The 11,834-nt window shown below is 69.1% G+C and carries 8 protein-coding genes; 5 read left to right on the plus strand and 3 right to left on the minus strand.

What is annotated here, in order from left to right; all coding sequences use genetic code 11:
• Positions 1 to 28 precede the first annotated feature (28 nt).
• The 5 genes from HDC94_RS01190 (at position 29) to HDC94_RS01210 (ending at position 5,353) form a co-directional block, all read left to right on the plus strand.
• Positions 29 to 1,441: a ferredoxin reductase family protein gene (locus tag HDC94_RS01190; RefSeq protein WP_179494124.1), complete on the plus strand. Its 1,413-nt coding sequence runs from the start codon at positions 29 to 31 to the stop codon at positions 1,439 to 1,441.
• Positions 1,438 to 1,932, plus strand: a complete 495-nt coding sequence (locus HDC94_RS01195; RefSeq protein WP_308495595.1) for an FMN-binding protein — start codon at positions 1,438 to 1,440, stop codon at positions 1,930 to 1,932. Before HDC94_RS01190 ends, HDC94_RS01195 begins: the two co-directional genes overlap by 4 nt.
• Positions 1,932 to 2,672: an FAD:protein FMN transferase gene (locus tag HDC94_RS01200; protein ID WP_257021608.1), complete on the plus strand. Its 741-nt coding sequence runs from the start codon at positions 1,932 to 1,934 to the stop codon at positions 2,670 to 2,672. The genes HDC94_RS01195 and HDC94_RS01200 overlap by 1 nt, the downstream gene beginning before the upstream one ends.
• A 141-nt stretch (positions 2,673 to 2,813) precedes the next feature.
• A complete protein-coding gene (locus tag HDC94_RS01205; RefSeq protein ID WP_179494128.1) occupies positions 2,814 to 3,731 on the plus strand; it encodes an ABC transporter ATP-binding protein in 918 nt (305 codons plus the stop codon).
• A complete protein-coding gene (locus HDC94_RS01210) occupies positions 3,728 to 5,353 on the plus strand; it encodes an ABC transporter permease (RefSeq protein WP_179494130.1) in 1,626 nt (541 codons plus the stop codon). The genes HDC94_RS01205 and HDC94_RS01210 overlap by 4 nt, the downstream gene beginning before the upstream one ends.
• 145 nt (positions 5,354 to 5,498) lie before the next feature.
• Here HDC94_RS01210 and treZ read toward each other — a convergent pair whose 3' ends face one another.
• Genes treZ through glgX form a run of 3 tightly spaced genes read right to left on the minus strand, consistent with a single transcriptional unit; the run spans position 5,499 to position 11,694 of the window.
• Positions 5,499 to 7,274, minus strand: coding sequence for a malto-oligosyltrehalose trehalohydrolase (treZ, locus tag HDC94_RS01215; protein ID WP_308495596.1), 1,776 nt, complete (start codon positions 7,272 to 7,274; stop codon positions 5,499 to 5,501).
• Positions 7,271 to 9,586 (minus strand): malto-oligosyltrehalose synthase, encoded by a 2,316-nt coding sequence (treY, locus tag HDC94_RS01220; protein WP_179494132.1) that lies wholly within the window; start codon positions 9,584 to 9,586, stop codon positions 7,271 to 7,273. Before treY ends, treZ begins: the two co-directional genes overlap by 4 nt.
• Complete coding sequence (glgX, locus tag HDC94_RS01225; RefSeq protein WP_179494134.1) at positions 9,583 to 11,694, minus strand: glycogen debranching protein GlgX; 2,112 nt, start codon at positions 11,692 to 11,694, stop codon at positions 9,583 to 9,585. The genes treY and glgX overlap by 4 nt, the downstream gene beginning before the upstream one ends.
• Between the last annotated feature and the right edge of the window lie 140 nt (positions 11,695 to 11,834).

Here is an 11,834-nt window from a genome sequence, read left to right on the forward strand (position 1 = left end):
GCATAGTCCCCGGTTCGACAGTGGTGACATGACCACGCAGACGCCAACCCTCGGAGCCGTTCCGCGCCTTGCGGCCCCGGTCGATCCCGCGCGCCGGTACGCGCGCCGGGCACGCCGTGCCGACGCACTCGTGGTGGGGCTGTGGGCCTCGACCGCGGCATCTGTCGCGCTCTTCCTCGCCTCGGGTGGCGCGGGCCAGTTCGGCTCGCCCGCCGAGGCCATCACGAGTCTTGGCATCGTCACCGGGCTCCTCGGAACCAACTTCATCCTCGTCATGCTCGTGCTCGCTGCGCGCATCCCGTTCATCGACCGCGCCATCGGTCACGATCGCGCTGTTGCCGTGCACCGTTCCCTCGGCAAGCCGGCGCTGTACCTGCTGCTGGGCCACGGAGTACTTCTGCTCATCGGCTACGGCATGAGCGAGGGCATCAATCCCATCGCCGAGATCGGCTCGATGCTCGCCCTCCCCGACATGCCTCTCGCCTTCATCGCCATGGGCCTGCTCATCGCGGTCGTCGTGACGTCACTCGTCGCGGTGCGCCGCAGGTTCAGCTACGAGGGCTGGCACCTCGTGCACCTCCTGAGCTACATCGCCGTGGCGGTCGCGCTTCCGCACCAGCTGAGCGTGGGCGGGACGCTCGCCGAGGGCACCGTGCAGCGTGTGTACTGGATCGCGCTGTACGTGCTCGCCTTCGGCTCGATCCTCACGTTCCGGTTCATCGAGCCGGTCGTCTCGAGCCTGCGCCACGGCATCACCGTCGCGGGCACTCGTGAGATCGCACCCGGCGTCACCTCGATCCACCTCGCTGGGCGCGACCTCCGCACGCTCGGTGCCTCGGGCGGGCAGTTCTTCATCTGGCGTTTCTGGACCGGCAAGACCTGGTGGCACTCCCACCCGATCTCGCTCTCCGCGATGCCCACCGATACCTCGGCCCGCATCACGGTGCGCGACCTCGGCGCTGGCAGCTCGCGCATCAGCGCGGTTCCCGCGGGCACACGCGTCTGGCTGGAGGGCCCGTACGGACTCTTCTCCGACGCCGCACGCACGGCACCGAAACTCGCTATCGCGGCGGCCGGCATCGGGGTCACCCCGATCCGCGCCCTGCTCGAGCACGCCGACTTCGCCCCGGGCGAGGCGATCGTTCTCCTCCGGGCGAGCGACGAGAGCGAGACTTACCTCTGGGACGAGATCCAGTCGCTCGCGGCCGCCAAGGGCGCCACCTGCTACGTCATGCTCGGGCATCGCGCCCACTCCGGCCCGAGCTGGATGTCACAGCGCGACGCCGACCGTGGCGTCACCCTCACGAGCACGTTCCCCGACCTCGCGGACTCCGACCTGTACCTGTGCGGGCCCACGGGATGGCTCGACTCCATCGAAGCGGATGCCCGGGCCGCGGGCATCCCGTCACACCAACTCCACGCAGAGAGGTTCGACTGGTGAGAACACGCGCACTCGTCGGGAGCATCGTCGCCTCGATCTCCCTGCTCGTGATCGGTTGGCAGGCTGGCGGGTCCCTCATCACCGCGCCCATCACCCAGACGACGACCTCGCAGCCGGTGGATGCCGGGGGCACGTCGGCGCCGACCACCACGACACCGAGCCCCACCGCGACCGAGGCCCCCACGACCGAGGTGCCCGCCGCTACGACACCCGCCGACGGCACCTACACCGGCACGAGTGTCAGCACGCGCTTCGGCAACGTTCAGGTCGCCGTCGTGATCTCCAGCGGAGCTATCACCGACGTGCAGGCACTCCAGCTCACCGACGCCGACGGCAAGTCGGTGCAGATCAGCAACCGCGCAGCACCCATCCTGAGAGAGGAGGTGCTCGCCTCACAATCCGCGAACGTGTCGAACGTGGGTGGTGCCACCTATACGACGCGCGGGTACCTGACCTCCCTGCAGTCGGCACTCGACCAGGCGGGCTTCTGATGCGCCACGTGGTCGAGACGATGGGCACGGTCGCATCGATCGAGCTGCCCGCGAGCGCTGCAGGAGTGCTGCCAGCGATCGAGCGCGACTTCGAGCGCATCGAGCAGCGCTTCAGCCGCTACCGCGACGACTCGGAGGTGAGCCTCGTTGCGCTCGACCTGCTCGATGCGAGCCCCGAGCTGCTCGCGACCTACGCGCGAGCGCTCGACTGGCGGTCGGCCACGAACGGACTCTTCACCCCGCACCGCCCCGACGGCGCGCTCGACCTGGACGGCATCGTGAAGGCCGAGGCCATCGAGGCGGCGGGTGGCCTGCTGGATGCGGCGGGATGCCAGCACTGGTCGATCAACGTGGGCGGCGACATCCTCGTCCGCACCGCAGACGAGCCCTGGATCACGGGGATCGCGGACCCCGCCGACCGCTCCGCCCTGCTGTGCTCGATTCCCCTCTCGGCGCGGCGGCGGGCGATCGCGACCTCCGGCAGCACCGAGCGCGGTGACCACATCTGGTTGGGCGGCCGGCTGCGACCGGCGGACTTCGTTCAGGTGAGTGTTGTCGCCGACGACATCGTGACCGCCGATGTGCTCGCGACCGCCATCGTCGCGGGCGGACCGGACGCACTCGTCGACCTCACCGATCGCTTCGACATCGACGTGCTCACGGTCGACCGGGCAGGCAGTCTCTCGGCGACACCAGGGTTCCGTCGGGCGCTCGAGGGTTCACTCCACGCTGCTCGATAGGTCTGGCGAAAAGTCTTCACGGCGGCTCCCCGCAGTCCTATACTGAGCGGCGGAGAGCCGGGAAGCCTGGTCGGCCCGCGAAAGCGGAACGCCTCGGCGACCGCCGTGGGCGTTGTAGCGCGACCACGGAAGGACCGTGCCATGACCCCTGCACGCACACCCATCATTGAGACACACGCTCTCACGAAGAAGTTCGGACGGGCCAGCGCCCTCGACGGGCTCGACCTCACCGTTGCCGAGGGTGAGGTTCACGGATTTCTGGGCCCCAACGGCGCCGGAAAGTCCACGACGATCCGCATCCTCCTCGGACTCATGCGAGCCACGAGCGGGAGAGCCCGCGTGCTCGGGCTCGACCCCTGGGCAGAGCCACTCGCGACCCACCGCGAAATCGCCTACGTTCCCGGCGACGTGAGTCTCTGGCCCGGCCTCACGGGCGGGGAGGCCATCGACCTGCTCACAAGCCTTCGCGGCGGAGCCGATCCTGGCCGTCGGGAACGACTGATCGAGGAGTTCGAGTTCGACCCGCGCAAGAAAGCGCGAACCTACTCGAAGGGGAACCGGCAGAAGGTGGCGCTCATCGCCGCGTTCGCGCGGCCCGCGCGCCTCTACATCCTCGACGAGCCGAGCTCGGGACTCGACCCGGTGATGGAGTCCGTCTTCAGCCTGCAGGTGCAGCGTGCGCGCAGCGAGGGGGCGACAGTGCTGCTCTCGAGCCACATCCTGAGTGAGGTCGAGCGCCTGTGCGACCGCGTGACGATCATCCGCTCCGGGGTCGCGGTCGAGAGCGGAACGCTCACCGAGCTGCGTCACCTCAGCCGCACGACGTTCCGGGTCGCCGGTGTGTCAGCGACCGTTCTCGAGACACTGGGCGGCGTGCACGACGCGCGCTCCGCGGGGGACGCCGTCGAGTTCGAGGCGGATGCCGACGCCATCCCCGCGGTGCTCTCGGCGCTGTCCGCCCACACCGTCGAGGCGCTGACGGTCGAACCGGCGTCCCTCGAGTCGCTGTTCCTCCGCCACTACAGCCGCGCGAGCGACACCGCGGACGTGGCACGGTGAGCGGGTTCCTTCGACTCCTCGGCGCCCAGGCACGGCGAGACCGCTGGATTCTCCTGCTCTGGATTCTCGGCATCACGATCCTCGGGCTTGCCGCGGCGAGCGCCGTCGGCAGTGAGTTCGCGGAAGAGGCGGAGCGGGCATCCATCGTCGCTGTCGCCGCCGCGAGCCCCGCCTTCCTCTTCCTTCGCGGGCTGCCGGACGGGGTGGATGTCGGTGCCCTCGTGTTCTTCCAGGCGTTCTCCTTCACGGCGGTCCTCGCCGGACTCATGAGCACGTTCCTCGTTGTGCGCCACACACGCGGGGACGAGGAGTTGGGTCGCGCCGAGCTCCTCGGCTCCACCCCGATCGGTCGCGGCACACCGCTTGTCGCCACGATCACACTCGGGGTGACCACCAATGTCGTGCTCTCGGTGGCGGTCACTGCCGGATACGTTGTCGGCGGTCTCCCGCTGGGAGGCTCGGCGATCGCGGGCGCGGCTGTCGGAGCGACGGGCCTCGTGTTCGTCGGTGTCGCTGCCGTCGTCGCCCAGTTCGCGCCCACCGGACGAGCCGCGAACGGAATCGCCGCGGCATCCGTCGGCATCGCCTACGTCGTCCGCGGCATCGGCGATGCGCTCGGCACACCGAACGACGCCCTCACGAGCGTCACGCCCAGCGGCATCTCGTGGCTCTCGCCGATCGGGTGGGGCCAAGCGACCCGGCCATTCTCGGAGCCGACGCTCGTGCCGTTGCTGCTGTCGCTCGGCGCCTTGGCGCTGCTCGCCGTGGTGTCGGTGGGCCTGCGCCGGGGCCGGGACCTCGGCTCGAGCCCGCTCGTGGAACGCGGGGGCCGGGCAGAGGCGACGCTCGGCGGGCACAGCACGCTCGGCCTCGCCTGGCGCCTGCAGCGCGGCACACTCGCGGGGTGGGCGATCGGCGCTGCGGCGCTCGGCACCATTGCTGGAGCAGTCGCTCCCATCGTCGCCGACGCCGTGGAGGGCAACGAGTCTCTCGCTGCCCTCATCGGCAACCTCGCGCCGGGCACGGGAGCAGACCTCGACATCGTCGACGTGTTCACGAGCGGCATCGTCGGCATGGCGGGCGTGCTGGCCGCGGCAGCCGGCGTTCAGGCGGTGCTGCGTCTGCGCGCGGAGGAAGCGGAGGGCCGGGCGGAGATGCTGCTCGCCACCCCGACGGGACGCGGGGTGTGGGTGGGGTCGACCCTGCTCGTCTCCGCCCTGTCCGTGGTTGTCGTGTGTGCGTTCGGCGGCGGCGCGGCTGGGCTGCTCATCGCAGCATCCTCCGGGGATGCCACGGCCATCGGCAGCTACGCGGGGGCGGGTCTCGCGCACGCCCCCGCCGCGCTCGTGTTCGTCGCGGTGACGGCGCTGGTCTTCGCCCTCGTGCCCCGCGCCACCATCGCTCTCGGCTGGGGGCTTCTCGTGCTGGGTCTCGTGCTCGGCCAGTTCGGCGACCTGCTCGCACTCCCGGAGTGGCTCCAGAATGTGAGCCCGTTCCGGTACAGCTCGGCGGCGCCCGCGGAGGCCTTCGACGCGACATCCGCTCTCGTGCTGGTGGCCGTGGCACTCGCCGGTACCGCGCTGGCACTCGTCACCGTCCGGCGGCGGGACCTGGTCACCTAACCCCACCCTGCCCATTCACTCTTTTCCGGAGCATCCTCTTTCACACCAGCGGATTCTGGCGGATGTCGGTGTGGCCACTGTGATTCGCGCCCACAACCTCCGGAAAAGAGTGAAAGGGCAGGGGGTCAGAGGTGATCAGCGGGGGTCAGCGGGGCTGGGCCGTGCGGCGCACGACTGCGGCCGTGCGCGCGGGCAGCACCACCGAGGCATCCCGAACCGAGACGCCCTCCGCCGTCGCTACCACGACTTCGGATGCCGCGAGCTCGACCGCGCACTCGACCTCCGCGAAGTTGAGCACCACAGCGAACCCGCCGCGGCCGAACCACAGCCACCCAGACTCGTCGGAGACGACCTCCGACGGGAACGACGGGTCGCTGAAGTCCGCGTTGGCGTGCCGCAGTGCGGCGAGCTCGCGGTACAGCGACAGTAGGCGTGCGTGAGCCGAGGCATCCAGTTCGCTCCAGTCGAGCTTCGAGCGCTCGAAGGTCTCGGGGTCCTGCGGGTCGGGCACGACGGACTCGTCCCAGCCCATCTTCGAGAACTCCGCCAGGCGGCCCTTCGAGACGGCGGCTCCGAGCTCGGCCTCCGGATGCGACGTGAAGAACTGCCACGGAGTCGAAGCACCCCACTCCTGCCCCATGAACAGCATGGGCGTGAACGGACCGAGCACGGCGAGTACCGCCTCGAGCCGCAGCGACGCCTCGTCGAGGTACTGCGACGGCCTGTCGCCCGCTGCACGGTTGCCGATCTGGTCGTGGTCCTGGGTGAAGGTCACGAGTCGCCAGCTGGGCACGGACGCCGTGTCGATCGGATGCCCGTGCTCCCGTTCACGGAACGACGAGTACGTACCGTCGTGGAAGAACCCGCCGCGGAGCACTTTGGCGAGCGCTGCGGGAGCCTCGAAATCGGCGTAGTAGCCGAAAGTCTCGCCGGTCACCGCGACGTGGACCGCGTGGTGGTAGTCGTCGTCCCACTGGGCCGTGAGTCCGTAGCCGCCGAGACCGCGCGGCGTGATGAGCTTCGGATCGTTGAGGTCGGACTCGGCAATGAGCACGAGCGGGCGTCCGAGTTCGAGGGCGAGGGCATCCGTCACCGCGGAGAGCTCCGCGAGCAGGTGGAGTGCGCTCTCATCGGACAGCGCGTGCACCGCATCGAGACGTAGGGCGTCGACGTGGTAGTCGCGCAGCCACATCACGGCGTTGTCGATGATGTAGCGGCGCACCTCCGCGGAGTCGTCGCCATCGAGGTTGACGGTGTCGCCCCACGTGTTGGCCGACGAGCCGAGGTACGGGCCGAACATCCCGAGGTAGTTGCCGCTCGGTCCGAGGTGGTTGTAAACCGCGTCCTGCACGACCGCGAGACCACGCGCGTGGCAGGCATCGACGAACCGCTGGTAGGCGGCCGGGCCACCGTACGTCTCCTGCACGGCGAACCAGAGCACGCCGTCATACCCCCAGTTGTGCGTTCCGTTGAAGGCGTTGACGGGGAGAATCTCGACGAAGGTCACGCCCAGGTCCACAAGATGATCGAGTCGCTCGATCGCCGAGTCGAGGGTGCCCTCCGGGGTGAACGTGCCGATGTGCAGCTCGTAGATGAGCCCACCCTTGAGCTCACGACCGGTCCACGACCCGTCGGCCCACGCGTACTCGGAGTGGTCGAACGTACGTGACAGCCCGTGCACACCGTCCGGCTGCTGGCGCGAGCGCGGGTCGGGCACGGGAGTCTCCGACCCGTCGATGAGGTAGCCGTAGTCCACCCCCGCGCGCCAGGTGAGCGGCTCCGCTGGCTCCCACCAGTCGTCGTCGCGGCGGCGCATGGGCACACGGGCCCCGCCAACCACGAGCTCCAGGCTTCGAGCTCGCGGGCCCCATACGTCGTAGCTGGTGTTCGGGTCGAACACGCGACCCACCGGCAGGTTCACGATGCCGCCAGAAGAGCAACGGGGTAGCGCCCGAGAACGGATGCCACGTGCAGCTCGCCGCCCTGGTGCACGTCGCCCGTCAGCACGTCGACCATCTCGCGCTGGGGTAGCAGCACTGTCGTGTCACCCCAGCCGCCGGCATCCGCGAGCCCCACCGGGAGGCGTGTGGCGAGGGTCACCGCGCCGCCACGGTCGAAGGCGACGAGGTGCCCGGCTCGCTCGCCGACAACGGTCATCGGGGCGTAGCGGGTGAACAGGTCGGGGCGATCCCGACGGAGACGGAGGGCACGTGAGGTCACGAGGAGCTTGGCGTGGCCTGACTCGTCGATGGGCGGGAGGGTGCCGGCATCCAGCGCAGCGAGCGCCGCGCGCCGTTCGTCGAAGTCGACCGGCCGGCGGTTGTCGGGGTCGACGAGGGATGTCTCCCAGAACTCGCTGCCCTGGTAGACGTCGGGCACGCCGGGCCCGGTGATCTGCAGTAGCTTCGCGGAGAGGGAGTTGCTCCAGCCGGGGGCCGAGGTCAGGGCGACGATCGCCTCGACCTCCGCTCGCGCATCGGGGTTGTCGAACGCCGAGTCGACGAGGGCGGCGAGCGCCTTCTCGAACGCCTCGTTCGGCGAGGTCCACGTCGTGGAGACCCCGGCCTCGCGCGAGGCCTTGATCGCGTACTCCTGCAGCCGCTCTCGGGACGCGGGCCATGCGCCGATGATGGACTCCCAGAGCAGGCTCTCGAGCGGGCCGTCGTCGAGCGGGGAGATCTCGCGCAGGGCACCGAGGGTGCGTCGCCACTGCTCGGGGATCTCCGAGAGCACGTCGATGCGAGCGCGGACGTCCTCGCCGCGTTTGGTGTCGTGAGTCGTGAGGGTCGTAAGGGATGCCGGGAAGGTCGCCTGACGCTTCTCCTGCCTGGCGTGGAACTCGTCGACGCCGATCGAGAACTCGGCGGGGTCACCGCCGACCTCGGTGAGCGAGGCCAGCCGCGCGTAGCGGTAGAAAGCGGTGTCCTCGACACCCTTGGCCATCACCATGCCGGTCGTCTGCTGGAGGCGCTGGGCAGCGGGATGCCCGGGGTCGCGCAGCACGGACCCGAGCGAGCCGAGCGTCGCGGCCAGGTCCGGCCGACGTTCCGCGGCCTCGGCGAGCGCGGTCTCGAGGTGCTCGAGGCCATACGGCAGGTAGCTGCGATAGACGGGGAAGCATGCGGTGACCTCGGCGATGGCATCCGCCGCAGTGTCGATGTCGGGCACCAGGCGCGCGATCCGCAGGATCTCGGAGCGCAGGATGCCGTCGGCGATGCCTCGACGCGTGTCATGGATGAGGTCGTGCCACGCGGGCGCCTCGTCGTCGTGCAGGCTCTCCTCGAGCCGGTCGAGCCGCACGCGACCGCGCGGGTCGACGAGCACCCGATCGATGTCCGAGAGCGCGTCATACCCCGTGGTTCCCGCGGCCTGCCAGTGCGGCGGGAGGGGCTCGTCGCCCTCGAGGATCTTCTCCACGAGCACGTACGGCGACCCGGTCGCGCGGGCGAGGTCATCGAGGTAGCCGCCGGGGTCGAGCAGGCCGTCGGGATGATCCACCCGGAGGCCGTCCGCGAGGCCCTCCGTGAACCAGCGCACGATCTCCACGTGCGACTCCTCGAACACCCACGGCACCTCCACGCGGATGCCCGCGAGGGAGTTGACCGCGAAGAAGCGCCGGTAGTTGAGCTCGGCGTCGGCCCGACGCCAGTCGACAAGCTCGTAGTTCTGCCGATCGTGAACCTCGGCAGGGTCGTCGCCGAGTGTGCCGGGGGCAATGGGGAACCGCAGTCCGTAGTAGTCGAGCTCTCCGTCGACGATGCTCAGGTCGTCGATCGCCGACGCGGAGCCCTCGGAGGGGTCACCGAGCACCGGGATCCGGAGGCGACCGCCGCCGAAGTCCCAGTCGATGTCGAACGCCTCCGCGTAGCGCGAGGCGCGACCGAGCGTGAGCACGTCCCACCACCACGAGTTCTCGCGCGGCACCGAGACACCCACGTGGTTCGGCACGATATCGATGAGCACGCCGAGCCCGTGATCGCGGGCTGCCGCCGAAGCTGCGGCGAGGCCCTCGGCACCGCCGCGCGCCGGGTCAACGCGCGAGTGGTTCACCACGTCGTAGCCGTGGTCAGAACCCGCGGTGGCCTCGAGCAACGGGGACAGGTAGACCCAATCGGCACCGAGGTCGCGCAGGTAGTCGACGAGTTTCGCCGCCTCGAACAGGTCGAAGCTCTCTCGGATCTGCAGACGGTACGTCGAGACCGGAACGCGTGACAGCGGGGCGGGCACGGTCATGATGCCGCCAGGAGCACGAGCATCGAGCGCGAGGTCAGGGTGAGCCCGGCCGAAGCGTCGAGCTTGCGCCCGAGGTTCTCGGCCGGGATGTCCGCAGTGTCGACCGCGACGGTCCACGACTCCGCGTACTCGGAGGGCGGCAGCGTGAAGTTCACGTCGACCTCGGAGGCGTTGAAGAGCAGGAGCACGTTGGCATCCGTCACACGCCGACCCCGGGCATCCCGCCCGCGGATCCCCTGGCCATTGAGGAAGGCCGTGGCTGCCTTCACGAAGTCGGCATCCCAGTCGTCGTCGGTCATGGGCGCGCCGTCCGGGCCGAGCCACTCGATGTCGGGAAGCGGTTCGCCGGCGCCACGCGTGACCGGGCGTCCGTTGAAGAAGCGGATGCGACGGAACGTGGGGTGCTCCGCGCGAAGCTTGGTCACCGCGGCCGTGAACTCGACGAGACCCTCGTCCGCGTCATCCCAGTGGATCCACGAGATCTCGGAGTCCTGCGCGTAGGTGTTGTTGTTGCCTTGCTGGGTGCGACCGAGCTCATCGCCGTGCGCGATCATCGGCACACCCTGCGAGAGCAGCAGAGTTGCGAGGAAGTTGCGCTGCTGGCGAGCGCGGATGGCGAGAACGGCCTCGTCATCGGTCTCCCCCTCCACACCGCCGTTCCACGAACGGTTGTGCGATTCGCCGTCCTGCGAGTCCTCGCCGTTGGCCTCGTTGTGCTTCTCGTTGTACGACACGAGGTCGCGGAGGGTGAAACCGTCATGGGCGGTGACGAAGTTGATGGATGCCACCGGCCGACGCCCCTCGCCCTCATACAGGTCGGCGGACCCCCCGAGCCGCTCCGCGAACTCGCCGATCGTGGCCGGCTCGCCGCGCCAGAAGTCGCGCACCGTGTCGCGGAACTTGCCGTTCCACTCGGTCCACTGCGGCGGGAAGTTGCCGACCTGGTACCCACCGGGGCCGACATCCCACGGCTCGGCGATGAGCTTCACCTGGGAGACGATCGGGTCCTGCTGCACGAGTTCGAAGAAGGTCGAGAGCTTGTCGACGTCGAAGAACTCGCGGGCGAGGGTCGCCGCGAGGTCGAAACGGAAGCCGTCGACGTGCATCTCGGTCACCCAGTACCGCAGGGAGTCCATGATGAGCTGCAGCGAGTGCGGGTGACGCACGTTGAAGGTGTTGCCGGTGCCCGTGTAGTCCATGTAGAACTTCAGGTCGTCCTCGACAAGGCGGTAGTAGCCGGCGTTATCGATCCCGCGGAACGAGAGCGTCGGCCCGAGGTGGTTGCCCTCCGCGGTGTGGTTGTACACGACGTCGAGGATGACCTCGATACCGGCCTCGTGCAGGGCGCGCACCATCGACTTGAACTCGTCGACCTGCTGGCCGAGGTCGCCCCCCGACGAGTACCCGGCGTGCGGCGCGAAGAAGCCGATCGTGTTGTAGCCCCAGTAGTTCGAGAGACCCTTGTCCTGCAGGGTCGAGTCGTTGACGAACTGGTGAACCGGCATGAGCTCGATCGCCGTCACGCCGATCTTCTGGAGATGGGCGATCACCGACGGATGGGCCACCGCGCTGTAGGTGCCACGTTGGTGCTCAGGCACGTCGGGGTGCAGCTCGGTGAGGCCCTTCACGTGGGCCTCGTAGATCACCGTGCGGTTGTAGGGGATGCCCGGCTTGCGGTCACCCGACCAGTCGAACTCCTCGTCGACCACGACGCCGAGCATCATGTGCGATGCCGAGTCCTCGTCGTTGCGCGAGTCCGGGTCGCCGAAGGTGTACCCGAAGAGCGACTGGTCCCAGTCGATGTCGCCGCACGTCGCCTTCGCGTACGGGTCGAGCAGGAGCTTCTTGGGGTTGGCGCGCAAGCCCCTGTCGGGGTCGTACTCGCCGTGGACGCGGTATCCGTAGCGCTGCCCGGCACGGATACCGGGCACGAAGACGTGCCAGATGTAGGCGTCGACCTCGAGGAGCGGTACGCGGGTCTCGGTGCCGTCCTCGTCGAAGAGGCAGAGTTCCACCTTCTCGGCGACCTCGCTGAAGAGTGCGAAGTTCGTTCCCTCGGACTGCAGTGTCGCCCCCAGGGGGAACGGTGATCCGGGCCAGGTTTCCACGCTTCTCCTCGCGTTGCGTGCAGGCACGGTCCGGTGCCTGCACTGTTGTGGTGAGAGCACGAGCGTACGTTGCCCGCCGAACAGGAGCAGGGGCTTGCCAGTGGGGCGGGGGCAGGGTAATGCACACGCCATGTCCAGTG

The sequence above is a fragment of the Leifsonia sp. AK011 genome (assembly GCF_013410945.1).
Taxonomy (GTDB): domain Bacteria; phylum Actinomycetota; class Actinomycetes; order Actinomycetales; family Microbacteriaceae; genus Rhodoglobus.